Origin of the sequence: uncultured Veillonella sp., from assembly GCF_937981445.1 — a bacterium.
Classification (GTDB): Bacteria; Bacillota; Negativicutes; order Veillonellales; family Veillonellaceae; genus Veillonella_A.
In genome coordinates this window covers 58,680-84,868 of the sequence record NZ_CALJON010000044.1, presented here as the reverse complement: position 1 = coordinate 84,868, position 26,189 = coordinate 58,680, and the positions used below count along the sequence as shown (strand labels likewise).

Here is a 26,189-nt window from a genome sequence, read left to right as displayed (position 1 = left end):
TCCTTTGTATCCTCACTTTTACTATTTCTTTGTATCCTCATTTTTACTATTACTGTGTATCTTGTTTTTGTTATTACTGTAAATATACTCGTTTTTGCTGGCCATGTACCACCATATCAACATAATTACTACCAATGCTTTGCACCCGTATGCCTGTGGGGCCTTCACCTACAGTATAACTACCTTCTCCTTGGGCCGTTTTAATAATAGCTACTGCTGTAGCACCTTGGATTATACCAAGTAACAGGGGCTCCTCCTGTTGTCCACTCCATAGTCTTTGGCCCTTATCTTTTGCCATCACATCAGAGGTACTCCCCCTTTCAGTACCCACTCCATTATGCTCCACAGCGTCCTCTATATTACGATGCCTAATCCTATCTACACTACGAATCTTAAGCCCCTCTACGTTGCGAGCCTCAGTATCTTCTACATGGCGGCCCCTAGCCCCTTCTACATTAGGCGCCCCACTCCCGTCTTGCACTAAATCGCTATTAGATACTGTTAATACCCTATAAAAAGGATTTTCAAAAGGACGGCCTCGTAATGTGCCCTGTAAACTCAACACTTGATGCCCCATGTTTTTACCCCCAGCCGAAGTTTCTTCCTTATGGCCCCTTCCCTCATACGTCTTAGCACCATTGACCGCAGAATTTCCAACCTCAGGGGAGTGTACACCTGACTCATTCGTGGATACTAAAAAATTTGATATGTACATTTTATATGCACCATATAGCAAAACAAGGCAAAATAAAAAGACCGCCCCGTACAAGAGGCGGCCTTTCTTATAAACAAAAGAACGCAAATCTTGTAGGGTCAGTCTTTTCATATATATCCTCTTATATTATTAACATTTCAACGACTTCATACTATATGCTAGAAGGCGTATACATACTACGCATAAACGTCCTGCCTATGACAAAAATATAGTTATGTACGCTAGCCTTGAATTATTTACTATGACCTAATAACTATTCACATGCTATAGCCTAAAATACTTACTTGCCATATCCATTAGGATGGTTTTGATGCCAGCGCCAAGCATCACCAATCACTTGCTTTACCTCACTATGTACAGGCTTCCAGCCCAATACAGTTTGTGCTTTTTCCGATGAAGCAATCAAAGTACCTGGATCACCAGCACGGCGTTCTCCATAAATAACGTTAAAATCAATCTCTGTAACAGCTTTAGTGGTGTCCACAATAGATTGTACACTAAAGCCACTGCCGCTACCTAAATTGAATACATTGGATTCGCCGCCATCCCGTAAATATTCCATACTCAAAATATGAGCTGAAGCTAAATCATTTACATGAATATAATCACGTACACAAGTTCCATCTTCTGTATCATAATCAGTACCGAATATAGTAATGGCCTCTCGTTTTCCTAAAGCAGCTTCCAAAATTAATGGAATCAGGTGTGTTTCTGGCGTATGATCTTCCCCTATTTCACCACTACTATCAGCACCAGCAGCATTAAAATAACGTAATGCCACATAACGAAGACCATAAATCTTGCTATAGTCCTGTAACATTTGTTCAATCATAAGCTTTGTACGGCCGTACACATTGGTAGGATTCAATTCTGAATCCTCTTTAATAGGCACTACTTTAGGTTCTCCATATACAGCAGCGGTCGAAGAGAATACAAAATATTTAATGCCAGCCTTACGAGCAGATTCAATAAGACGGTAGGATCCAACTACATTATTTTCATAGTAAATAGCTGGATTTACCATGGATTCACCTACTTGTGAATGTGCCGCAAAATGCATAATCCCTTCGATGCCCTTATCTTTTAAGACATTGACTAGGGACGGATCTGCTATATCCATTTCGATAAATTCCACACCGTCAGGCAATGATTCCACATGGCCGCACGATAAATTATCCAAAACAATCGGCGTATGACCTGCTTTACAAAGTGCTCGTACTGTATGACTCCCAATATAACCAGCACCGCCAGTAACTAAAATTTTCATTACGAAAATCCCCCTTATTCTTTATGAGCTGCCAATTTAGGTCCTAATAGTTTTTTATATACTTCCACACCTGGTTGATTAAATGCATCTACGTGAGCCAATTGGCCTTCATAGAATATAGCCCAGCACTGCATGAACATAAAAGCACCTAAGAAGAAGGCATTTAAAGTAGGTAGCTCAATGGTTAAATTAAAGCGTTTATCCCCTGTTAAAGCTTCACTATTAGCCTCTAAGGCGGTATTCATGATAGTAGCCAAATCTAAGCCACTAAATGCTTCTAATGTAGGAATATCTTTATAAGTATGAGGTACTACAAGCTCAGTTTCCCAATCGGCCACTTTAACAAATGTAACTAATTTATTCAAGCGTCCTTCTTGATGCTCCTGTGTTTGCGCATGCATATCCGTAGTCCCTACGGCAACAACTGGAGTACGGCCATAGCGACCTTTGCCATCATCTTTACCTTTACCTAAAGATTCTGCCAATAATTGTACATACCATTCAGCTAAGGATTTTAAAGAGTCCCCATAAGGCATCATTACTTCAATATTGCGTCCATATTTTTCAGAACCAATATATTTTAAAATAGCACTTAACAAAGCTGGGTTTTGAAGAATATTACCACTCTTACAAGCTTGGTCGATTTCTTTAGAGCCAGCTAAAAAGGAGCGAATATCAAAACCAATTACGGCACCGATAACTAAACCCACTTCAGTAAATACAGAGAATCGACCGCCTACACCATCTGGTACAGCAAAAATAGGCCAACTTTGCGCAACTGCTAATTTATGTAATAAAGTTTCTTTTTCATCATCTCTTGGATCTGTTACAGCAATAACTTCTACACCAATGCCAGCTTGTAATAAAGCTTCTTGTACAACCATAAAATTAGACATTGGTTCAATCGTAGAGCCCGATTTAGAAATAACAATGAGCATAACCTTAAAGTCCCCGCCCTTGCGAGATGCACTGGCTTTAAGCGTATCAATTAAATCTTTAGTGCGCTTAGAGTCTACATTATTACCACTGAAATAAAGTTGCGGATATCCGTTCCGCTCTTCACGAGTTTTTTGATTCCAAAACTCACCACAATGTACATCAAATAACACTTTACCGCCTAAATAAGAACCGCCAATACCAAAGCTAACAACTGCATCAATATGTGCCTTAGCATGAGCACCTAAGTCTTCTAAGCGTTTCATAACAGCTTCGGAATTTAAATGACCATCTTCAATATAGGGAAGTTGTGGAAATAATACTTTTTCTGGTGTGCCATCTTTAGATAAATGACCATCTACAATACCATTAAAACGCACTTTAGCGGCTGCTTTAACAGCATCGGCTACATTGTCAAATTCATTGCGTATATCTGCTTCAGTTACAGCCCACTCATTTAATACGTTAGTATAATCAAACGTAAACCCGGAAGGCAATACAATCTTACTCATAAAGAGCCTCCTTTATTTTATATTTTTAATTAGTTTTATCAATACAATATGTACCTCATACTATTGTACCCTTAGAGCGTACACCATGCAATAGGTATATCTATAAATTTCTATGCAATCTACACATAAAAACATTATATTTGCCTCTAACATTTAGTAGTCCCTGCTTTAGCTAATTGATCAGCTCGCTCATTATATGTAACGCCCGTGTGAGCCGCCACTTTATGAAATTGTATATTCATAATTGGCAAATATTCCTTCACAAATTTTGCATACGATTGTGTAAGCGGATTATTTGTTTTCCACCGTCCTAAAGCCCACATTTCAATCCCCATATAGTCATAATATAAATGCACTGTATGGGCCCCACAGCGCTTGGCTTCTTTGAGAACATGCATGGCCCCTAATAATTCACCGGACACATTCCAATAATTTGTATAAAACGGATCCTTTGTACCAAAGGAAAAGTCCCAACTCGTGCCTTGGAAAAAAATAACGCCGCCAGAGCCAACAGCCCCACGATGCTTATCATAACTACCATCAATATAGGCCACCATGTCTGTTTCAGGAATATCGGCTAATTCTGCATCACCTGTTGCTGTCTTAGTCCTTACCATATTTGATTGGACCCCAGTCGTTCCTACGCGATTCCCCGTCATATGTGCTCCAGATGTATTCACGCCGGGCGTTTTAGACGGCTCCATTAATTCTAAGGCTTCCGCTAAGGTCATTCGTACTTCAGCCTTAGGAACATTGTTACTGTTGTCACTAGGTCCACCTAAAAAAGCCTTCGCCTCTGCCAATGTAGGAAAGGATTTGTATACGGCGCCACTAAAGCCCTTTACCTGTGCTTCACAATCGGCCCAACGTTCATAAATCCCCGGTGTATGACCGCGCTGTACTGCATAATATTTTTTTGCCATAGTATAGTAATCCTTAATTAATACAAAGTAATATACTTACATAGTTAAATCTACGAACTTTGCTTTTACAACAGCTTGTAAGTCTTGTGGCTTTACTTTCACCTGTTTACCAATCATGCCTGCACTCACATAAACTGTATCTAAGGCTTCCATAGAAGCATCAAAGTAGGTAGGGAATAATTTTTTCATGCCAATCGGTGAACAGCCACCCCTAATATAGCCTGTTAAGCCTAATAAATCTTTTACATGTACTAATTCTACTGATTTATTACCACTCACACGAGCCGCTTGTTTCAAATCGAGCTCAGCCGCTACGGGAATACAAAACACTACAGGTCCCGTCACATTGCCCTTACCAACTAAGGTTTTAAATACTTTCTCCTCCGGTAAATGCAATTCCTCCGCCATATGAACGCCTGCATTACGCCCTACTTGAGGGGGCTTACCGCCAATTTCCTCAACTTCATAGGTCAATACTTCATAAGCCACTTTATGCGTGTCTAACATACGCATAGCATTCGTTTTTTTATGATCTTTTTTACTCATTTATGTGCCTCCATTTAGTTAACACTTCGTTACCAAATATAAGCCAATAGTTTATTTAAAATCCTGCTATATTTTGTCTAATCTTGCTATATTATTTATTTAAAATCTTACTAATATTCTTAAGTTCAATACGCAAAGTACCATCAGGATTAGTAACAATTTCAATAAACTCACTATTTTTCATATATTCTACAGGAAAACTAATTTCAATCCCTGTATCAGTTTTTATTTTATGCTTTTCCCCGACTTTAGCGGCAAATTCTCTATTAACTGGCAAAGGACGGAGCATATCTTGTTCAGCAAGAGCTTGCTTGGCCGCCTCTTGTTGCACTGGATTCGAAGCAAATACAGTTTCTACAATAATCTCTGGATTAATTGTGTCTGAAACTTCTGCATTCTTTGAAATCATAGAGCGTACTTCAACTAATTCTGCTACGCCATCACCTTCATGAGCTTTAGCCACTTTATCCACAATACGCCGCACTTTAGCCACCGTATCACGAGACGATGGATTCGTCCCAATTTGAAGTACCTTATCAGCTAAGATATAGGTAATTTCACCATCATACTCGCCTTTAGGCTCGAATAAGCGAACTGAGAAATCTTCCACATTAATAGCTAAAAAAGAACGCAGTTTTTGGCTAGGCATGGGGAGCACAGCGCGATTAGCGACCAATTTTGTAGCTAATGCACCACTTTCACCACTAATGGTGCCATGTGTATAGCCATCATGAGCTTGACACAACAAAACACAGAGATACGTATGATTAGCGGCGGCTTCACAAATAATCGCATCCATTAAACATGGTTCAGTAGCTTGCTTCATAAAATTAAAAATTGTTTCCCCCAAAGATTTCCCCAAGTCTACTATATCTATACGCTCTTCACTGTATTGAGTAATCAGTTGTCCTACGGGACTGGAGGGATTCAAATGTCCCTGACGTAAGCCGGGATCCTTAATTGCTTTTTCCACATGTGCACTAATATAATCTTGGATTGTTTCCTCACCTAATTCGAGTTCACCTTCAGAAAAAACAGCTAAAGACGAATGAAAATCAAAAATTTGCAATACTGCTTTATTTATCTGCATGACGTAACCTTTCTTCCATATAATTTGAAAAAGCCTTGTCCCGCAATGTCTGCGGGAACAAGGCCAATCCTTTGATACAAAATTCTATTACCCTTGTACGTAAGGACCAAATAAACCAGCAAATAAATAGGAACCTTTTTTACCAAGTGTAGCCGCTAAGAAAGATGCGACCGCACCGAGGGCAGCCATAATGAGGGCATTGCCAGCATCGACGCCATACACATAGGCCATATAGCACTGGGCCACCGTCACTAAGAAGTATACAATACTCAAATAGATTTTCAACTTCAACACAGGTGCTGTCGTTGACTTATAGCGCAATTTACCACCGATATAACCAGAAATAGCACCTACTAAGCAAAGTAAAGGCATTACAAGAGCTACCATCATAGTGAAATCAAATAGACGATAGGATAAGTTGTAAGGAACCAATAATGCCAATAAAGGTAAGCCTAAAGTAAGTGCAGAACCCACGATTGGGAAATGCACAGCAATTGGATGCAAATGTAAATCCAATAATTTTTTACGTGTTGGATTTAATTTACGAGGAGTATATTCTGCCCAAACGGTCTTAGGAAAGCCACAAGCTGGGCAAGGTTGATCAGCTTTATCTGCAGTTTCAATATACCCACAAACTCGGCAAATAATATACTGAATCCTTTTCTCTTTCTGCTCTTTAGTTTCCACAATAATCTCCTTCATATTAACTTTATACAAACAACCTAATTATACATTTATTTTATCATATATAATAGCTCTTAGGCTATAAAAAAAGTCGCAAATAAACCTTTATAGAATCGCAAGTTTTGCATGTAAATCTTGCAATAATTAATAAAATTCATAATTTTTTTACTTATCAACAAAATATTCAAAAGTTTCTTTTAAGCCCTCTACTAGGGATACTTGCGGCTTATAAGCTAAGTCTTTACCAATTTTTTCCAAACTTAACAAGGAATGTTTAATATCTCCAATTCGTTCCGCTTCGTAATGAACTACGAGGGGATGACCTACAATGTCTTCAAAAACTTGCACTAATTCATTTAAACTTGTGCCTGTTTCAGTGCTTACATTATACACCCCAGTAACTTCAGGATGTATTAAGGCTTGCATATTGGCCTCTACAACATCACCTACATAAACAAAGTCTCGCGTCTGCTCACCATCACCAAAAATAGTTAAATCCTTCTGCGCCTCTAAATGTTCACAGAAAATACTAATAACGCCACCTTCACCGCCGTTTCCTTGGCGTGGACCATATACATTGGCATATCTAAAGCAAATATAGGGAAGATTAAAATTCTCTTCATAAAGACGCAAATAGCTTTCTGTAGTCAATTTTGTCAAACCATAAAAGGACGCTGGATGTCCTGTCATCGTCTCATCTAAAGGCAAAGTAGTTAAATCGCCATAAACGGCTGCTGACGATGGCATAATTATTTTATCTACCTTGGTAGCCACACAAGCATTGAGTACATTGATGAGCCCCATAAGATTGACATCACAGTCTAAGGCTGGGTTTTCCATAGAAATAGGCACCATCGTTTGTGCCGCTTCGTGAAATACATATTGAGGCTTAAACTCTTGAAATAAAGGTAAAAGTGACTCACTACGAATATCCATTTCCACAAACTGCGCGTTAGGATTAATATTTTCCACACTACCCGTGCTTAAATTATCAACTACGAGGACCTGATGATGTTCAGCAATCAAGCGATCCACTAAATGGGAACCGATAAAACCAGCTCCACCGGTTACACATATATTCACTGCTCTACCTCATTTCCTACCTGTAAATCCTAACTACTGCTGTTCCTTTTTCACTGCTATATAAACTAAGCCAAGCACGAAACCTACTGCCGATGGTACTATCCAGCCCATACCAAGATTAAAGAATGGCAACGCTTGATACACTTGCAAGAGTTCCTGCACCACCGCTGTTTTACCTAAAAATTCTGGCAATGTATTTAATGCATCTCCAATGGCTGCTATAAATGCAAATACAGTAGTCGTAAAATATACAGCCTGACGTTCTTTAAATAATGGTGCCAAGAATGTCAATAAAATAATCGTAATCGTCAATGGATACAATAGCATTAAAATGGGAATAGCTAAAGCAATAATCTGAGTTAATCCTACATTACCAATTAAAAAGGAAATAAGACCAAATACATACACGTATTTTTTATAGCTAATGGAATTAGGAAATAACTCTACAAATGTTTCAGAACAAGCACAGAATAAACCTACAGCTGTTTTTAAACAAGCTAATGTTACAATAATGGCCAATAACACAGCCCCTACTGAACCAAAGTAATAATTGGCTGTTTCTGCTAAGGCTATCCCACCATTAGCGGACAAGGTTAATACACCCAAACTAGTAGCCCCTACATAGGCTAAAAAGGCATAAATAACAACCATCAATACAACTACAACAATGCCAGATTTTACCATGCCTACGGCCAAATCTTTTGGCTCCGACACGCCCACCGCTTGCATCGCTTTAACTACAACAATACCAAAAGCTAATGCTGCTAGGGCATCCATTGTATTGTAACCTTCAGTAAAGCCTTTGAAAAAGGCCATCGTTTGATAATCTCCACTCACTGGCGCGGTACTAATGGAGCCCATAGGATGGATTAAGGCCGTCACCAATAAAATGGCCAAGAAAATCAAAAATAAGGGATTTAAAATTTTCCCAATATAGGTCATTAATTTACCAGGATTCATAGCAAAAAATAAAGCGATTGCAAAGAATACAAAGGTAAATACCCCTAAACTCATGGTTTGCATATCACTGCCGATGTACGGTGCTAATCCAATCTGATAGGACACAGTAGCCGTACGTGGCAAAGCAAATGCGGGGCCAATGGTCAAATACAATAAAATGGTAAATAATTTAGCATATGTAGGGTGAACCCTAGAAGCCAAGTCAAATAAGCCAGAGCTTTTAGATATGCCAATGGCTACTACACCTAAAAAAGGTAAGCCAATAGCCGTAATTAAAAAGCCTACCGTAGCTATCCATACAGAAGCCCCCGCTTCTTGCCCCATATGCACGGGGAAAATTAAATTCCCTGCCCCAAAAAACATCCCAAATAACATGGAACCAATAACAATTGCTGAACTCAGCGACAATGTCCCTTTCATTCTATGCTCCTCCTCTAATTTTTTCTCCATCAATAGTAGCACGCTTTTCTTCTTTAGACAATCTAAAAAAGTTATATACCGCTTCTGCTGATTTTTTATTCATCCCCGGTACAGCACTTAGTTCCTCCACGGAGGCTCCCTTAATCTGCTCTAAAGTACCTAAGACATCCCAAAGCGCTTTACGACGCTTCGGCCCAATGCCCTCAATATGATCTAAAATCGATTCTAAATTCCGTTTTCCCCGAAGTTTGCGGTGATACGTAATGGCAAAGCGATGGGCTTCATCTCGGATTTGCTGTAAAAGCTGTAATTCTGGGGAATGATGGGACAAAATAATACTGTCCGATTGCCCTTCTACAAATACCTCTTCAATGCGCTTAGCCAAAGAGATAACGGGCACATCTGTAACCCCTACAGCACGGATTAAAGGCAAGGCCGCATTAAGCTGACCTTTACCACCATCAATAATAATCAAATCTGGCATAGGCCAATCAGTTTCGTTGCCATAGCGACGTGCCATGATTTCAGCCATAGATTTAAAATCATCAGGCTTGCCTTGCACTGTTTTTAATTTAAAGCGGCGGTATTCTTTTTTCGCCGGCTTACCATCTTCAAATACTACCATGGACGCCACAGTCTCACTCCCTTGAGTATGAGAAATATCAAAGCATTCCATGCGTTCTGGTAAGCGCGGTAAATCTAAGACTTCTGCTAATTTCTTAACTGCACCACCACTCTTATCTAAATCATGCTGCCATTGACGACGTCGTTCGGCTAAGAAATTCTCCGCGTTTTCTGCGGCCATCTTCAGCAAATCCCGTTTGAATCCTCGTTGTGGCACGGTAACATCTACATGTTGCCCCTTCATTTCAGAGAACCATGACTCAAATAAAGCCCGTTCTTCTGTGTCATAAGGGAGCAATACTTCCTTAGGAACAAAGCTAGCACCACTATAATACTGTTTTATAAAATCAGTCATAATGCTTTCTTCATTGTCCCCTTCATTTTTAATGAAAAAGTTTTCTCGCCCTAACATACGTCCTTGACGTATAAAAAACACCTGCACGCAAACCATCAAGCCTTCCATGGCAAGACCGATAACGTCGATATCCCCCCGCTGTGTTACCATGCGCTGCTTTTCACGAAGCTTATCCAAGGCTTGTAATTGATCGCGATACAATGCGGCCTTCTCAAAATCTAATGACTCAGCCGCCTCCTCCATGGATGCTTTCAATTCATCCAGTAATGGAATATGCTTCCCTTCTAAGACCTGAACAATTTGGTCAATATACTTACTATATGTATCAGCGCTGACTAATCCAGCACAAGGGGCTTCACAAAAGCCTAAATGATATTGTAAACAGGGGCGAGGAACCTTCATATTTTGACAGGTTCTAAGAGGAAAATGACGACGGAATAATTTTATAGTTTGATGAACCGCCGTCACATCTGTAAAGGGACCAAAATATTTAGCCCCATCACGTTCCATGCGCCGCACCATAATAACGCGAGGAAATTCCTCTTGAACAGTGACTTTTAAATACGGATAGGTTTTATCATCGCGAAGCATAATATTATATTTTGGATGATGTTCCTTAATCAAAGTATTCTCCAAAATGAGTGCTTCCATCTCTGTTTTAGTTTGAATTACTTCTACATCCACAGCGCGGCGCATCATGGCTGTTACTTTAGGAGCCCGATTACTATCTTGGCGCACATAGGAACGCACGCGATTGCGAAGATTAATTGCCTTCCCTACGTAAATAATTCGCTTATATTGATTGCGCCAGAGATAGACCCCAGGCGTAGTGGGTAAATGACTTATTTTTTCTAATACATCTTCACTAACCATATTAGTTCGCCTCTACCGTTTTAGTAGCCTTAGCCTTTTTACCAGTCTTTTTAACAGTCTTAGTCTTTTGAACAGTCATTTCTTCCTTAGCCGCTTTCATAAACTGTTGTGTTTTAGCTAGGACTGGCCCTAAGAATTTACCTGTATAACTTGCTTTTAGCTTACAGATTTCTTCTGGCGTCCCCGTCCCCACTATGGTGCCGCCTCGATTACCGCCTTCTGGACCTAAATCAATAATATGATCCGCCGTTTTAATAACATCTAAATTATGCTCAATAACCACCACTGTATCGCCACCATCTACTAGCTTTTGAAGTACAATGAGCAGTTTTCTAATATCCTCTGCATGTAAACCCGTTGTTGGTTCATCCAAAATATACAAAGTCTTACCTGTACTGCGTCGTGCCAATTCAGTAGCAAGCTTTACACGTTGTGCTTCACCACCAGATAGAGTCGTAGCTGGTTGCCCCAAACGTATGTAGCCAAGACCTACTTCTTGCAAGGTTATTAGTTTACGATGAATTTTGGGAATGGCTTTGAAAAATTCAACCCCTTCATCCACCGTCATATGCAATACATCGGCAATGGATTTGCCCTTATATTTAACTTCCAAGGTCTCCCTATTATAGCGCGCCCCTTTACAAACCTCGCAAGGTACATACACATCTGGCAAGAAATGCATTTCAATTTTAATAATCCCATCACCTCGGCAGGCTTCGCAGCGCCCACCACGCACATTAAAGCTAAAGCGCCCTTGCTTATAGCCTCTAATTTTTGCTTCCGGTGTTTGACTATACAATTCACGAATCGAATCAAATACGCCTGTATAGGTAGCCGGATTGGAACGTGGCGTACGGCCAATAGGGCTTTGGTCAATATTTATAATCTTATCAATATGCTCGGTGCCACGAATTTCCTTATGTGCACCCACCTTATGATAGGACCGATATAATGTATTAGCTAATCCTTTGTAGAGAATTTCATTAATCAACGTGGATTTCCCAGACCCACTAACACCAGTAACTACGGTGAATACACCGAGAGGGAATTTCACATTAATATTTTTTAAATTATTCTCTTTAGCACCACGAATTTCTAATACATTGCCATTAGATTTACGACGCTCTAAAGGTAAGGCAATGAATTTTTTACCGCTTAAATATTGCCCTGTAATGGACTTAGGATTAGCCATTACCTCCTGAGCTGTACCTTGAGCGATGATTTCACCACCATGTTCACCAGCACCTGGACCAATATCAACTAAATGGTCTGACGCGAGCATCGTATCTTCATCATGTTCAACGACTAGTAAAGTATTACCTAAATCACGTAACCCTTTTAAGGTGGCAATAAGTCGATCATTATCTCGTTGGTGTAGACCAATAGAAGGTTCATCTAAAATATACAAAACCCCTACTAGGCCGGAGCCAATCTGTGTGGCTAAGCGTATGCGCTGCGCCTCACCACCGGATAAGGTGCCGGCATTACGACTCATAGTCAAATAGTCTAGACCTACATTATTCAAAAACATAAGGCGCGCATTAATCTCTTTTAAAATCTGCGCTCCGATAAACTGTTCTCGTTCTGAAAAATCGACTGTATTGAAAAATTCCACCGCCTCACTAATAGTGAGGTTCGTAACATCCACAATGTTCTTATCCCCCACTCGTATAGCTAATGCTTCCGGTTTTAAACGGGCACCGCCACAAGTTTTACAAGGCTTAATAGCCATAAATGACTCAAAACTTTCCCGCATCGTATCTGATGCGGCTTCACTATACCGACGTTTGACCATCGGTAATATGCCTTCATAAGGCTGTGTATAAGTTTTAATCTCACCACTCATATTTTCATATTCAAAACTTACCATATGAGGGCTACCATTCATAACTAATTGCTGCAATTTTTTAGGTAATTCATTATATGTAGCCGATAAATCATACCCATGTTCTTTTAGTAAGCCTTCTAATTGACACATAAACCATGAGCTGCGATTGGCACTTAAGGCACGCACGGCGCCATCAACAAAAGGTATATCCCCATCAGGGATTACCCGCTCTTCATCCACTTCCATTGTACTCCCAATACCTGAACAGGCTGGACAAGCACCAAAAGGACTGTTAAAGGAAAACATGCGTGGCTCAATAGGTGGCAAGGAGATATGACAATCAGGGCAAGCAAAATGCTGACTATACATATGCTGTGGCCCATCTACCTCTTGTACAATAACCAAGCCGTCCCCCCATTTAGCAGCGGCCTCCATGGAATCAGTTAAACGTGATACAATTCCGTCTTTCACTACTAAACGGTCAATCACAATATCAATGGTATGTTTCTTATTTTTCTCTAATTGGATGTCTTCGTCTAAATTGCGAATTTCTCCATCCACACGAATACGGACAAAGCCTTCTTTGCGAAGCTTTTCTAGAACTTGTTTATGCTCCCCTTTTTTACCTACAATATAGGGCGCTAAAACTAAAATTTTAGTTCGCTCAGGCAATGTCATAACACTATCAGTCATTTGTTCAACAGATTGTTGCGTAATAGGTTTGCCACAGCTTGGACAATACGCACGACCTACGCGAGCAAATAAAAGTCGCAAATAATCGTAAATTTCTGTCACCGTCCCTACAGTGGAACGAGGATTACGACTCGTTGTTTTCTGATCTATAGAAATGGCCGGTGATAAACCTTCAATATAGTCTACATCAGGCTTATCCATTTGCCCTAAAAATTGACGCGCATACGCAGATAAAGACTCTACATAACGTCGCTGCCCTTCTGCGTATATTGTGTCAAATGCTAGGGATGATTTACCAGAACCACTTAGTCCTGTGATGACTATAAATTTATCGCGAGGCAAGGCCACATCAATATTTTTCAAATTGTGCTGCCTTGCACCTTTTACAATAATTTCTTCTTTCACCATGACCTCCCGGTAAAGAATTATATACATAACACTACGCATAGTAAGATTGATAATCTAGTACATGGGCTAGCATGCACTATCAAGCACTTGCCGTTTACCACTTAGCAATTTACTACTTACTACTTAATACTTACTACTTAATCCTCACTGCTCAGACTTACAATTAACGTTTGCGCCCTTTCCGTTCATGAGCATCTTGCAAATCTGATAATTGCTGGCGCAACAACCCCAACTCATCACGATATTGAGCAGCTTTTTCAAACTCTAATTGCTTAGCAGCCGCTTTCATTAAACGCGTAGTGTCTTCAATTTTATTAAATATATCTTCAACTGTTACTTCTGTTATATGTGCTGTGTTCGCATCTTCACTAGCCCCTGAAGCCATGCCTTTACCCCTAGCACTGCTAGCTGTACCCGTGTTAGCCTTACCTTTAGCTTTCGTCTTATCTTTAGCATGAGCACCTTTAGCCGTCTCACTTGTTTTGGCACTACCTTTCGTTTTCTTAGGGCTGCCATAGGAAGTAATCGTTTCCGCCACTTGAGACGCATCTTCTTCCAGTTTAGTTAATTCAATTAATTCTTTTACTTCTTTCTTAATTGATTTTGGTGTAATATTATGCTCTTTATTATAAGCTTCTTGCACTTCACGGCGTCGCTCTGTTTCACTAATAGCGCGCTCCATAGAGCCTGTTATGCGATCTGCATACATAATAACACGCCCATTTTCATTACGTGCTGCACGCCCTATTGTTTGTATTAAAGACGTATCACTGCGCAAGAATCCTTCTTTATCCGCATCTAAAATAGCCACTAAGGATACTTCTGGCATATCAAGGCCTTCGCGGAGTAAGTTAATCCCCACGAGCACATCGAAAACGCCAGCCCGTAAGTCTCGTATAATATCGGCCCGCTCAATGGTGGCAATATCAGAATGTAAATAGCGAACCCGAACGCCCACTTCTTTTAGGAACTCCGTTAAATCCTCTGCCATCTTCTTAGTCAAGGTAGTAACGAGGACACGTTCATTCTTTTTAGCGCGCTCCTTGATTTCACCTAGTAAATCATCCATTTGCCCTTTAATTGGTCGGATTTCTATGACTGGATCCAATAAGCCTGTAGGACGAATGATTTGCTCTGCTATATTCGTTTGTACTTCCATTTCATAAGGGCCTGGCGTGGCCGATACATACACTATCTGATTAATTCGTTCTTGGAATTCTTCAAATTTTAATGGACGATTATCTAAGGCTGATGGTAAACGGAAACCATATTCAATTAAGTTCTCTTTACGTGCTCGGTCACCATTGTACATAGCACGCACTTGAGGAATGGTTACATGCGATTCATCAACTAAAATCAAAAAATCCTCTGGAAAATAATCCATTAATGTGTAAGGTGCTTCCCCAGGTTTACGATTAGATAAAAGGCGGGAATAATTTTCAATGCCTGAGCAATACCCCATTTCCTGCATCATTTCAATATCATAGCGGGTCCGTTGTTCTAAGCGCTGCGCTTCTAACAAGCGGTCCCGACTCTTTAAATACGCCAATTGTTCATCTAATTCCGCTTCAATGCGCTCAATAGCAACGCGCAATTTATCCTGCGTAGTTACATAGTGTGAAGCTGGGTAAATCGCCACATGCTTGCGCTCTGCAATAATTTCACCGGTGAGAACATCAATCTCTGAGAGGCGATCAATTTCATCCCCAAATAGTTCAATTCGTACTACACGCTCACTATAGGCGGCTGGAAAGACTTCAATAACATCGCCATGAACACGGAATGTGCCACGAGTAAAATTAATATCATTACGCGTATATTGAATGTCCACCAATTTCTTTAAAATTTCATCGCGACTTTTCTCCTGCCCCAAACGAAGACTCACTACTAAATCACTATAGTCTTCTGGGTCACCGAGACCATAAATACAGCTTACAGAGGCCACAATAATTACATCGCGCCGTTCAAATAAGCTCATGGTCGCACTATGGCGCAATTTATCTATTTCGTCATTAATTGACGCATCTTTTTCAATATAAGTATCAGTAGATGCAATATATGCTTCTGGCTGATAAAAATCATAGTAGGACACAAAGTATTCTACTGCATTGTTAGGAAAAAAACTTTTAAACTCGCTACAAAGCTGCGCTGCTAGTGTTTTATTATGAGCAATAACTAAAGTCGGTTTTTGGACTCCTTCAATAAGCTTCGCCATCGTATAGGTTTTCCCCGTACCAGTGGCTCCTAATAAAACTTGAGCCCAATCGCCTTGCTCCACCCCTTTTACTAGGGAATTAATGGCCCCTGGCTGATCTCCCATAGGTTTAAAGGGAGCTTCTACTTTAAAAGGTGTGCCACTGCCTTCGTAATTGCGATGTATGGATGGATGTGCCATATATATCCTCTTCTTTATAAATAGTACATACTATTACTTATGTGCTGCGCTAGCTGCTGCCGCGGCGGCTTCTTCAGCACGAACCCGTTCAATATGTTCCTGTAATTGTTGGCGCTCTTTTTCATTGAGCTCACGGCGAATTTCATCGCGCTGAGCTGCCGTATCAGGACCTTCTAAGACCTCAATAAGTAAGGCTACAGCCTTTTGATTAATACCGATTTGAAGGGCAATCTCCATAGGCAGTTCCCACTGCTCTGGCGTAAAATGTTTAATGCGCTCATCTAAGTCTTTCCAATTAGCTAGTACTAATCTCGTTACAGGACGATACATTTCTGTACCAATATATTCTGCTAAATCACCCAATAATTCTATTGCTTCAGTAGATGCACCATAATCATTCTTTTGATTTTCTAATCGTGCATAAGCTACTAAAGTCTCTCTCGTCAATATATCTTTCACTCGAATCATTCCTTTTCAAACAAAGCATTGGCAAAGTCAGTGGCATTAAATGGTTTCAAATCATCCATTTTTTCGCCAATGCCAATCCAACGAACGGGAACCCCTAGTTCTTCTTTTACAGAAATTACTACGCCACCTTTGGCAGTTCCATCTAATTTAGTTACTACAATCCCCGTAATAGGCACGGCTTGACCGAACAATTTGGCTTGGCTCACTGCATTTTGACCTGTTGTACCATCTAAGATTAACAAGGTTTGATGCGGTGCTCCAGGCACTTGACGGTCTGCTACACGGCCAATTTTCTTCAATTCTTCCATTAAATTAGTCTTAGTATGTAAACGGCCTGCCGTATCAACAATAACAATGTCTGCATGACGCGCCTTAGCGGAAGCTAGTGCATCAAATACAACAGCCGCTGGGTCAGCCCCCTCCTGATGCTTAACGATAGGCACGCCTACTCGTTCGGCCCAGATAGTTAACTGTTCCGATGCAGCAGCTCTAAATGTGTCAGCCGCCGCTAAAATAACTGATTTACCTTGTTGTTTATAATAATTAGCCAATTTAGCAATGGTCGTTGTTTTACCTACACCATTAACCCCTACGACTAAAATAACTTCAGGGGAATGAAGAACTAATTCTTCCTCTTGATCACCTAGGAGCTGTTTAATACAGGCTTCAATGGTCGGCATAACATCGCCAGTATTTTTAATTTCCCCACTAGTTACACCACGGCGAATTTCCTTCATTAAGTACTCTGTCGTTTTAACACCTAAATCACCAGTAATCATGGCAACTTCTAAATCATCAAGAAAGTCTTCATCAATCTCTGCATACCCAATAATTACATGTTCAATCGTTTTAGTAAATTTTTTCTTTGTATCTTTTAAAGCATTGCTAAATGCATTAAATAATCCCATTACATATCCTCCTTCACATCTTCAAAGGCTACCGTCAATAAGCGAGATACCCCTCGTTCCACCATAGTAACACCTTGGAGCACTTGTGCCGCCTCCATAGTACGCTTACGATGAGACACTACAATAAACTGCGTATCCGATCCCAAGCGCTGTAAATAGCGACCAAACCGTTCTACATTGGCCTCATCCAAAGCCGCATCCACTTCATCGAGTACACAAAATGGGGCTGGCCTAAAATCTAAAAATGAGAATAATAGGGCAATAACGGTTAAGGCCCGTTCCCCACCGGAAAGCAAGCTCAATTGCTGACGTTTCTTTCCTGGTGGTTGAATATAAAAATCGATACCGCTATGTAAAATGTCCTCTTCATCAGTGAGCACAATTTGTGCTGTACCGCCCCCAAATAATTGGGCAAATACAGTTTGAAAGCGTTCGCCTACTTTTACTAACACATCACCTAATTTTTCAGACATGGCTGCATCAATTTCACCAATAACAGTTTCCAATTGAGCTTTAGCTTGTTCTAAATCATTCCGTTGCGTGGAATAAAACTTGTGATTATCCTGCGCCTTTTCATACTCTTCAACTGCTGCAGGATTAATGGGACCTAAGGCTTCCATTTGCGCACGTAAATCTGCCTCTTGAGCGCGCCAATCGGCTACCGCTCCTTCTGGCTTCAAGTCTTGCCCCTCTTCCTTAGTAAAACCCAACTCTTCTAAACGCGCTAAGGCCTGTTGGCTGTTAATTTCATACTTTGCAAGCTGCCCTTCCATCTGAGCCAAGCGCTGTTGAATATGGCGCAACCGCCCTTCCATAGTATGACGCTCATGGCTCATACTGTCTAAGCTGAGCTTTTGCTCCTTAGTTGTATCATAAAGAGTTTGCCGCTTAGTACCAACTTCATTAACCTTAACTTCTTTTACTTCTATATGTGCTTTCAATTGCTGTAAAGTAGCTGGAATCGCTTCTTCAGCCATATATTTAGCCTGTTGTAGCTCCTCCTGTAATGGTACTAAACGGTTTGTAGCCGCTTGAATGGCTTCTGTCCATTCTTCAATTTGCTGCTTTCGATGGGCTTGTAATTGACGCAAACTTTCACAAGCTAGGTGTGCTTCATTATATTCCGTCATGGCTAGTTGATGCGCCTCTTGACTGAGTTTTAATTCATCAAGTATTTGACTTTGGCGACTTGCGCCATCAAGAGTAGTATCAAAATTAGCTAGCGCCGCTTCACGGCCTTGCAAGGTCTGTTCTACGCCACTAATAGTACGCTGTAAGTCCTCTATTTTCTGACGATTTTCACCCAGAATTCGCTCCTTACGACCATGACGCTCTTTCCCTAATTGCAGTGCGGCCTCTGCATTCATAACCGCTAAATGAGCCTGCTCATACTCTCGCTCTTGGGCCTGCAATTCACCTTCCAAACCGCTGATTTGCCCGCTTAACTGGTTTAGCTCGTTTTCTAAGATCTGCATTTGCCCGCGAGATGTATAAATCTGCGCTTCAATTTGCTGTAATTCATCCTTCCGGGCCATAACAGACGCTTTGCGACGCTTCACATGACCGCCAGAAAGAGAGCCGCCTGGTTGAAATTGTTCGCCCCCCAATGTGACGATGCGCAGTTGTTGTTTATATTGTTTTTGTAATGCAATGGCCCGTTCCATCGTATCGACGATGAGAATACGGCCCAAGAGATAATTGAAAATGCCCTCGTACACAGAATCAAACTGAATACAGTCTACTGCGCGGCCTAATACACCTGCTTCCTTTAAGGCCGGTGTCTGTACCACCTGTCCTTTTACAGTCTCAATAGGCAAGAATGTAGCCCGCCCGCCTTGAGTGCGTTTTAAAAATTTAATGCCTTCAGACGCAATCTGCGCTGTTTGGGCCACTACATGGTTAATGGCACCCCCTAAAGCAATGTCTAAGGCCACCACAAATTGCTGCTCAACGGTAAATAAATCACCAATGGCACCAGCAACACCCGTGCGCCATGGTTCCTTCGATTTTAGAACATTACGGGTACCTTCAGTATAGCCTTCGTGCTCTTCTTCCCATTGACTTAATACATCTTGACGCCCTTCAAGAGCCTGTACTTGACGACGCAGATTTTGCAAGGCTTGTTCCTTCTGTTTTCGTTCATCTAATAGTTCCTGTAATGAGGCCCGCTGATCAGCTCGTTTATTTTGCAAAATATGTTGCGCTTCCATTGTGTGCTGATGAGCCGCCTCTAAATTGACTAACTCTTCACCTGTGGAGTGGGCTTCCCCTTCTAAATCAAGAACTAATTGATTCACTTCGTTTAATTGCAAAGTTAAACGCTGTAATTCCTGTTTACTCTGCTCCACCTGCGACACTAAGTCAATTTGCTGGCTATAGCGAGATTGTTCAGCTGCTTGTAAAGCCGCTAGTTCTTGCTGTTTTGCCTGTACGGCAGCTTGCGCTTTATCTTGAACAAGTTTCAGTTGAGCCACTTTATGCTCCTGGGCCGTTAAATCCCCTTCACTATCAGACACAAGTTTTTCATGCATCAACTTCTTTTGCTCATCAGTCGTGCGAGATAAGGTCAATTCTGTAACACGGCGTTGCAAATCTTCTACGGCATGCTGAGATGTGCGTAATTTCTCTTCTTCTAATTTAGCATCCCCTTGCAAGGACGTAATCTCATGCTGCAATTCATTAAATTCAGTATCCAATTGACGAAGTACATCTTCTTCTTTTTCAGTATCTAATTTCAGACGTTGGTAATTAGCATCTAATTTAGTGAGCTCTGTTTGAAGCTCCACATCTTCTTGGGTAAGCGTAATCTTATCATTTTCTTGCTTTGTAAATAATCGATCGGCCACCTTATATTCGTGAAAAGCTAGTGCTCCATCATATTGCCGCTTTTGTTGACTTAATTTACCATGCAATATCGTTTTTTCAGCCTTCTCTGCTAAAGGCCCTAATTGCTCTTCTAAATTCGCCATTAAATCGCCTAAACGCTCCATATTGCGCTCTGTTTGCCCCATACGACGAAGAGCTTCTTCCTTATCCATCTTTGAACGAGCAATCCCGGCTACCTCTTCAAAAATTAAGCGCCGTTCTTCTGGCTTACTATTTAAAATAGCATCCACCCGATTCTGACCAATGATGGCCATAGAATCACGGCCTAAACCAGTATCGGCAAACATGGCATGAATATCTTTTAAACGACAAGCTTTGCGATTGATGAAGAACTCACTATCGCCATTACGATAAATTCGACGTGTAATAGCCACTTCAGGAAAATCAGGATGTAAGCCCTTATCAGCATTATCAAAAATAAGGGTCACTTCAGCAGAACTTAAGGGGCGGCGTTTTTCCGTACCAGAAAAAATAATGTCTTCCGCCTTTTGACCACGCAACTGGCGTACATTAGACTCCCCTAACACCCAACGCATGGCATCGGTAATATTACTCTTGCCACTCCCATTAGGACCTACAATAGCAGTCATGCCTGGAGAAAATTTTACAATTGTCTTATCTGCGAAGGATTTAAATCCCTTCATTTCCAATCTTAAAAGCTGCATGCCTACCACCTTTATACATCCAATGAGTTATATTTAAAATCATAATATCGAAATTTTGTTTACCCTTAATTATAAGCTATTTTAGCGGTATTTGTCTATTTTATAAGGAATAATCTGACTATTAGTATGAAATGATATGTCCACTTAGATTCACAATACATATGACAAATGTTTCCATAAAACCATAACATGAGTATCGGGCACAGTATTATCTTCCACCCAATGCCACTGAAGGAGCGGATACGATTCTTTAAAGTACTTCATATTGGATTTTTTTAAGCCCCTAACTTTAGAGGTCAAGCTCCGTGGATAGGTAATCCGAATAATCCGGTCTTCTATGCAGGTCATAGTATCACAGTCACTCACATTTTCATTGGATTCAATATAATCAGATGATTCGTTATGCTCCATACGCCCCTCATTCGCTACCAAGGTCCTCACTAAGTTCTCTATGCGCAAGCGCCACTGATGATTAATCACCATTTCGCCCATGGCCGGTTCATAAGGTCCTCCTACAAGACTCACACCTTCATCGAGCTCTTCGGTACTCTGCAATCCTGTGCGAATTATATAAATGCCCTTACCTTCTAGATACGTCTTTAAAAATGCACTATACGCCACGGCTTGTTCAACTGACAAGGGCGTGTACAAACCAGCCTTTGTTTGTTCTGCTAATTCCGTATCTTCAATGACGAGAACGGGGTAAATGCGACCAAAATCTGGTTTTAGTCGACCAATTTGAACGGCTGTATTTACTAATGTATGCCAAGACTCGCCAGGCAAACCGGGCAAAAGCTGAATGCCCACACGCAAGCCATTATCTTTCAATCGCCCTACTGCATCTACCACATCGGCCGCTGTATGGCCGCGCTTAGAACGAAGTAAAATAGCATCATCCATGGATTGTACGCCAATTTCAACCGTATCAATACCATAGGCTTTAATACGATCGATAGCCTCTTGCCCTAGTGCGTCAGGTCGCGTTGAACACCGTATACCGTCGATTTCACCGGATTGTAAGGCTTCATACGCTGGTTCTAACAACTGTTCCTGTAGTGATACTGGCAAAGCGGTAAAGCTCCCACCATAGAAAGCAACCTCCCAGTATTTTTCCTGTCGCTTCGTCCCTACATAGTCTTTTATAGTTTTGCGAATATCACTCTGCACAGCTAATACACCATCGCTAGCAATGCGATGTTGGTTACAAAAAATACATTGCTGTGGACAACCTGCATGAGGAATATAAAATGGAATGAGCCCTAAGGGCTTTTTATAAAATTCTCGATTCGCACTCATAGAGACTCCTAAATTTACTTAATTACGCCTTACACTAAAATAGTCTAACACTATTAAATTTAAACCATATTATAAAAATATAATCTTATACTATTATGCTCTTACACTTACTATTATGTTCTTACACTTTCAAGGCCATAATGTATAACTATTTTTACACCAATTTAACTATTTTTACACCAATTTAACTGCTTTTACACCAATTCTAGATTCAACCCTCAGCTCTAGATAAAGTCAATTTTAGATACAGCCCTTTTTATACAGAAAAAGGAGCGGCCAAACCGCTCCTCTAACTACCTATGTTTCAATTATTATTGACCAATTACATCTTTACATAAGGATTTGCTTTCCAAGTACTCTAATGTAACTTGTGCCGCATGTTGTTCTGCTTCCTTCTTGCTTTTCCCAGTCCCCGAGCCATAGGAAACACCTTCAATGCGTACTTCCATACAAAATACCTTATCATGGTCAGGACCTTTTTCACTAATCAAAGTATATACAATCTGCTTTTCCCCAGCCTGTTGTACATACTCTTGTAGCATGGTCTTATAATCCTTCCCTAATTTACCTGCTTTAGCCTTTTCTAAATATCCTTGCAAATGACTCAATACAAACTGAGAGGCAATCTCGTAGGATGTGCCTACATATAAAGCACCAATGACAGCTTCAAATGTATCCGCTAAAATAGAGGCCCGTGAGCGTCCACCAGACGTCGCTTCACCCCGTCCTAGCAACAAATAATTGCCAAAATTTAACGATGCACTACAAGCAGCCAAAGCCGTTTCACAAACGGTAGCAGCTTTTATCTTAGTCAGTTCACCCTCAGTCATTTGAGGATATGTTTTAAATAAATATTCGCCAATAATTAAATCAAGTACCGCATCTCCTAAGAACTCCAGACGTTCATTGTGCTGAACTCGTTTGGCGCGATTTTCATTCGCATAAGACGTATGCGTAAATGCCCTATCTAGCAAGGCCAAATCTGTTAGTGGCACACACAAACGCGCCACAAGCTCTCGAAGCGAGGCTTCGCGAGCTTGGTGCGTCATTGTCTTATGTGTTCTACGGCCCTTCAATTAGTCCTCGTAGCGACGAACTAATAGAGTCGCATTGTGGCCACCAAAACCAAAGGAGTTGGAAAGAGCACAGTTAACTTTAAGTTCACGGGCTCCCTCTGGCACATAGTCTAAATCAAGTTCTGGATCTGGATTAGTTAGGTTAATTGTTGGGTGAATCTTGCCTGTTTCAATAGCCATAGCCATTACAATAGCTTCGATAGCCCCAGCTGCACCTAATAAGTGACCTGTCATAGACTTAGTGGAATTGATAGCGAGTTCTTTTGCATGGTCGCCAAACAATTCTTTAATAGCCAATGTTTCATTTTTATCATTAAGGCCTGTGGATGTACCATGAGCATTAATGTAGTTAATTTCAGAAGGATCAATGCCAGCATCTTTGATAGCAAGTTCCATACATTTGCGAGCTTGTAAGCCACCTGGTGCTGGAGCAGTAATGTGATACGCATCACCATTGCTACCATAACCGATAACTTCCGCATAAATATGAGCACCACGTGCTTTAGCATGTTCTAACTCTTCTAATACTACGATGCCTGCCCCTTCACCCATTACAAAGCCATCACGTTCTGAATCAAATGGACGAGATGCTTTTTCAGGTTCATCATTGCGTGTGGACATCGCTTTCATAGCTGCGAAACCAGCAACAGCTGCTGGAGAAACAGCTGCTTCAGTACCACCAGCGAACATAATATCTGCATCGCCACGAGCAACAATGCGGAATGCATCACCAATAGAGTTTGTACCAGAAGCACAAGCAGTAATATCAGTAATTGCTGGACCTTGTAAACCAAGTTCAATGGATACACGGCCAGACACCATGTTTGCAATCATCATTGGTACTGCGAAAGGACTTACACGATTAGGTCCTTTGTCAAACAAGGTGACATATACATCGTGGATTGAATTAATCCCACCGATGCCTGTACCTACTACAGTGCCACAACGATCGCGATCTTCTTTGTCTAAATCAAGTTTAGAGTCTTGAAGAGCAAGTACAGCTGCAGCGATAGCAAATGCAGAAGAGCGATCCATACGACGCGCTTCTTTTTTGTCTACGCCATATTTAGTAATATCAAAATCCTTAACTTCACCAGCAATGCGTGTAGCATATTCAGTGGCGTCAAAATGCGTAATTGGGCCGATACCAGATTGACCTTTCAACAACGCTTCATAAAATGCTTCTTTACCAATCCCAACAGGTGTCACAGCACCTAAACCGGTAATTACAACACGTTTTTCCAATTAATTCACCTCACATGTAAACTCTCTTTGAAATACATTAATCAATAGCTGAGACTTCTTTGATTAATTTTTCAAAAATCTCTTTCACTGGCAAAATTTCATCTACTTTTCTCATATTATTGCCGGAGAATACAAGCCCATTTTCTACATCACCTTGTTGTGCCCGTTCTAAGGCTTTAATCAAGCAGAACTTATGAGAGCAATGCTTTAAGCAACGGTCACACACTTTAGGTGGAGCCACTGTACCATCCAATACGGAAGCTGCAAATTTATTGCGAATTGCCTGACCTGGCAATCCCACTGGACTCTCGATTAAAACAATGTCTTCAGGCTTATCAGCGCGCACATACATTTTTTTGAGCTCGTCTGATGCATTACATTCTACACTGGCTGCAAAACGACTGCCCATTTGTACGCCATGAGCGCCAAGTTTTAACATTTCTACAATGTCTTTCCCATCAAGTACCCCACCGGCACCAATGACAGGGATATTTTTAACTGCTTTAAGTACTTCAGGTACAATTTCACGAGATGAACGATTAGTACCTAAATGTCCACCTGCTTCACTACCTTCTACAATTACTGCAGCGGCACCTAAGCCTTCAGAAATTCGGGCTAATTTACCACTGGATACAATTGGCACGATAGGAGTTCCAGACTCTTTGCCCATACCAAACATATCGCGTGAAAAACCTGCCCCTGCTACCACGAGGTCAATGCCTTCTTCAATAGCAGTTTTTACTAGGCCAGCAAACTCAGAGGCTGCTACCATCGCATTTATACCAATAATACCCGTAGGTGATAATTTTCTAGCTAATCTTATTTCATAACGTAATTCATCAAATGGCATACCGGAGGCCGCAATAAGACCAATGCCACCTTCATTAGCTACAGCTGCCGCAAGGCGTGCTGTAGATAATCTGATTGCCATGCCACCTTGAATGATAGGCACTTTTGCAACCAAATTCCCTATGCGAAGTTCAGGGAGCTTCACTATAAATTCCTCCTGTTACGTATACCGATCAGGAGGCCGAAGCCTCCTATCGGTGCACAAGTCTTACGCTTCTTTGATAGAATCAATATATTCTACCGTATCTTTAACTGTTTTAATTTTTTCAGCTACATCATCAGGAATCTCTACATTGAATTCTTCTTCGAAAGCCATGATCAATTCAACGATGTCTAAGGAGTCAGCTCCTAAGTCGTCGATGAATGTAGAATCAATTTTAACTTCAGCTTCGTCAACGCCTAACTGTTCCACAACGATCGCTTTTACTTTATCAAACGTGGTCATTGTGATTTCACCTCCTTTCAATGGAATCTAATTTATGAT

Annotated in this window: 19 protein-coding genes and 1 pseudogene; all 20 read right to left on the bottom strand. The window is 40.9% G+C overall.

Features of this window, described 5'->3' with window-relative positions; translation table 11 throughout:
- Positions 1-73: 73 nt before the first annotated feature.
- Positions 74-826: a hypothetical protein gene (locus Q0376_RS07100; RefSeq protein ID WP_298705792.1), complete on the bottom strand. Its 753-nt coding sequence runs from the start codon at positions 824-826 to the stop codon at positions 74-76.
- A 169-nt stretch (positions 827-995) separates the two neighbouring features.
- Complete coding sequence (gene galE / locus Q0376_RS07095; protein WP_298705788.1) at positions 996-1,982, bottom strand: UDP-glucose 4-epimerase GalE; 987 nt, start codon at positions 1,980-1,982, stop codon at positions 996-998.
- 14 nt (positions 1,983-1,996) lie between these two features.
- Entirely contained in the window at positions 1,997-3,430 is a 1,434-nt protein-coding gene (locus Q0376_RS07090; RefSeq protein WP_298705786.1) for a glucose-6-phosphate isomerase, read from the bottom strand.
- A 146-nt stretch (positions 3,431-3,576) separates the two neighbouring features.
- Positions 3,577-4,353, bottom strand: coding sequence for a ribonuclease H family protein (locus tag Q0376_RS07085; protein WP_298705783.1), 777 nt, complete (start codon positions 4,351-4,353; stop codon positions 3,577-3,579).
- Positions 4,354-4,389: 36 nt separating this feature from the next.
- Positions 4,390-4,899: a Cys-tRNA(Pro) deacylase gene (ybaK, locus tag Q0376_RS07080; protein WP_298705780.1), complete on the bottom strand. Its 510-nt coding sequence runs from the start codon at positions 4,897-4,899 to the stop codon at positions 4,390-4,392.
- Between the two features lie 91 nt (positions 4,900-4,990).
- Complete coding sequence (locus Q0376_RS07075) at positions 4,991-5,989, bottom strand: nucleoid-associated protein (protein ID WP_298705777.1); 999 nt, start codon at positions 5,987-5,989, stop codon at positions 4,991-4,993.
- Positions 5,990-6,076: 87 nt separating this feature from the next.
- Entirely contained in the window at positions 6,077-6,691 is a 615-nt protein-coding gene (locus Q0376_RS07070) for a rubredoxin-like domain-containing protein (protein ID WP_298705774.1), read from the bottom strand.
- Between the two features lie 147 nt (positions 6,692-6,838).
- Complete coding sequence (locus Q0376_RS07065) at positions 6,839-7,756, bottom strand: NAD-dependent epimerase/dehydratase family protein (RefSeq protein ID WP_298705771.1); 918 nt, start codon at positions 7,754-7,756, stop codon at positions 6,839-6,841.
- A gap of 33 nt (positions 7,757-7,789) precedes the next feature.
- Positions 7,790-9,136 (bottom strand): branched-chain amino acid transport system II carrier protein, encoded by a 1,347-nt coding sequence (gene brnQ, locus Q0376_RS07060; RefSeq protein ID WP_298705768.1) that lies wholly within the window; start codon positions 9,134-9,136, stop codon positions 7,790-7,792.
- Between the two features lies 1 nt (position 9,137).
- Positions 9,138-10,988 (bottom strand): excinuclease ABC subunit UvrC, encoded by a 1,851-nt coding sequence (uvrC, locus tag Q0376_RS07055; RefSeq protein ID WP_298705766.1) that lies wholly within the window; start codon positions 10,986-10,988, stop codon positions 9,138-9,140.
- 85 nt (positions 10,989-11,073) lie between these two features.
- Positions 11,074-13,914: pseudogene (gene uvrA, locus Q0376_RS07050) on the bottom strand (excinuclease ABC subunit UvrA); the annotation flags it as partial.
- A 166-nt stretch (positions 13,915-14,080) separates the two neighbouring features.
- Positions 14,081-16,312 carry an excinuclease ABC subunit UvrB gene (uvrB, locus tag Q0376_RS07045; RefSeq protein ID WP_298705760.1) on the bottom strand — a complete coding sequence of 744 codons (2,232 nt, stop codon included), beginning with the start codon at positions 16,310-16,312 and terminating at the stop codon, positions 14,081-14,083.
- Positions 16,313-16,345: 33 nt separating this feature from the next.
- Positions 16,346-16,780 (bottom strand): hypothetical protein, encoded by a 435-nt coding sequence (locus tag Q0376_RS07040; RefSeq protein WP_298705757.1) that lies wholly within the window; start codon positions 16,778-16,780, stop codon positions 16,346-16,348.
- Positions 16,777-17,688: a signal recognition particle-docking protein FtsY gene (gene ftsY / locus Q0376_RS07035; protein WP_298705754.1), complete on the bottom strand. Its 912-nt coding sequence runs from the start codon at positions 17,686-17,688 to the stop codon at positions 16,777-16,779. Before ftsY ends, Q0376_RS07040 begins: the two co-directional genes overlap by 4 nt.
- A complete protein-coding gene (gene smc / locus Q0376_RS07030; RefSeq protein WP_298705751.1) occupies positions 17,688-21,239 on the bottom strand; it encodes a chromosome segregation protein SMC in 3,552 nt (1,183 codons plus the stop codon). Before smc ends, ftsY begins: the two co-directional genes overlap by 1 nt.
- 150 nt (positions 21,240-21,389) lie before the next feature.
- Positions 21,390-22,535 (bottom strand): elongator complex protein 3, encoded by a 1,146-nt coding sequence (locus Q0376_RS07025; protein ID WP_298705748.1) that lies wholly within the window; start codon positions 22,533-22,535, stop codon positions 21,390-21,392.
- 311 nt (positions 22,536-22,846) lie between these two features.
- The gene (gene rnc / locus Q0376_RS07020; RefSeq protein ID WP_298705745.1) at positions 22,847-23,584 is read right to left on the bottom strand and encodes a ribonuclease III; all 738 of its coding nucleotides are present in this window, start codon (positions 23,582-23,584) and stop codon (positions 22,847-22,849) included.
- Between the two features lie 27 nt (positions 23,585-23,611).
- The gene (fabF, locus tag Q0376_RS07015) at positions 23,612-24,856 is read right to left on the bottom strand and encodes a beta-ketoacyl-ACP synthase II (protein WP_298705742.1); all 1,245 of its coding nucleotides are present in this window, start codon (positions 24,854-24,856) and stop codon (positions 23,612-23,614) included.
- Between the two features lie 37 nt (positions 24,857-24,893).
- Positions 24,894-25,850 (bottom strand): nitronate monooxygenase family protein, encoded by a 957-nt coding sequence (locus Q0376_RS07010; RefSeq protein WP_298705740.1) that lies wholly within the window; start codon positions 25,848-25,850, stop codon positions 24,894-24,896.
- Positions 25,851-25,913: 63 nt separating this feature from the next.
- Positions 25,914-26,150 carry an acyl carrier protein gene (locus Q0376_RS07005; RefSeq protein ID WP_006554975.1) on the bottom strand — a complete coding sequence of 79 codons (237 nt, stop codon included), beginning with the start codon at positions 26,148-26,150 and terminating at the stop codon, positions 25,914-25,916.
- Between the last annotated feature and the right edge of the window lie 39 nt (positions 26,151-26,189).

Excerpts from the sequence above, each read along its gene's own strand:
- Q0376_RS07100 (WP_298705792.1), bottom strand. The coding sequence starts at position 826 with ATGAAAAGACTGACCCTACAAGATTTGCGTTCTTTTGTTTATAAGAAA.
- galE (WP_298705788.1), bottom strand. The coding sequence starts at position 1,982 with ATGAAAATTTTAGTTACTGGCGGTGCTGGTTATATTGGGAGTCATACA.
- Q0376_RS07090 (WP_298705786.1), bottom strand. The coding sequence starts at position 3,430 with ATGAGTAAGATTGTATTGCCTTCCGGGTTTACGTTTGATTATACTAAC.
- Q0376_RS07085 (WP_298705783.1), bottom strand. The coding sequence starts at position 4,353 with ATGGCAAAAAAATATTATGCAGTACAGCGCGGTCATACACCGGGGATT.
- ybaK (WP_298705780.1), bottom strand. The coding sequence starts at position 4,899 with ATGAGTAAAAAAGATCATAAAAAAACGAATGCTATGCGTATGTTAGAC.
- Q0376_RS07075 (WP_298705777.1), bottom strand. The coding sequence starts at position 5,989 with ATGCAGATAAATAAAGCAGTATTGCAAATTTTTGATTTTCATTCGTCT.
- Q0376_RS07070 (WP_298705774.1), bottom strand. The coding sequence starts at position 6,691 with ATGAAGGAGATTATTGTGGAAACTAAAGAGCAGAAAGAGAAAAGGATT.
- brnQ (WP_298705768.1), bottom strand. The coding sequence starts at position 9,136 with ATGAAAGGGACATTGTCGCTGAGTTCAGCAATTGTTATTGGTTCCATG.
- uvrC (WP_298705766.1), bottom strand. The coding sequence starts at position 10,988 with ATGGTTAGTGAAGATGTATTAGAAAAAATAAGTCATTTACCCACTACG.
- uvrB (WP_298705760.1), bottom strand. The coding sequence starts at position 16,312 with ATGGCACATCCATCCATACATCGCAATTACGAAGGCAGTGGCACACCT.
- Q0376_RS07040 (WP_298705757.1), bottom strand. The coding sequence starts at position 16,780 with ATGATTCGAGTGAAAGATATATTGACGAGAGAGACTTTAGTAGCTTAT.
- ftsY (WP_298705754.1), bottom strand. The coding sequence starts at position 17,688 with ATGGGATTATTTAATGCATTTAGCAATGCTTTAAAAGATACAAAGAAA.
- smc (WP_298705751.1), bottom strand. The coding sequence starts at position 21,239 with ATGCAGCTTTTAAGATTGGAAATGAAGGGATTTAAATCCTTCGCAGAT.
- Q0376_RS07025 (WP_298705748.1), bottom strand. The coding sequence starts at position 22,535 with ATGAGTGCGAATCGAGAATTTTATAAAAAGCCCTTAGGGCTCATTCCA.
- rnc (WP_298705745.1), bottom strand. The coding sequence starts at position 23,584 with ATGACGCACCAAGCTCGCGAAGCCTCGCTTCGAGAGCTTGTGGCGCGT.
- Q0376_RS07005 (WP_006554975.1), bottom strand. The coding sequence starts at position 26,150 with ATGACCACGTTTGATAAAGTAAAAGCGATCGTTGTGGAACAGTTAGGC.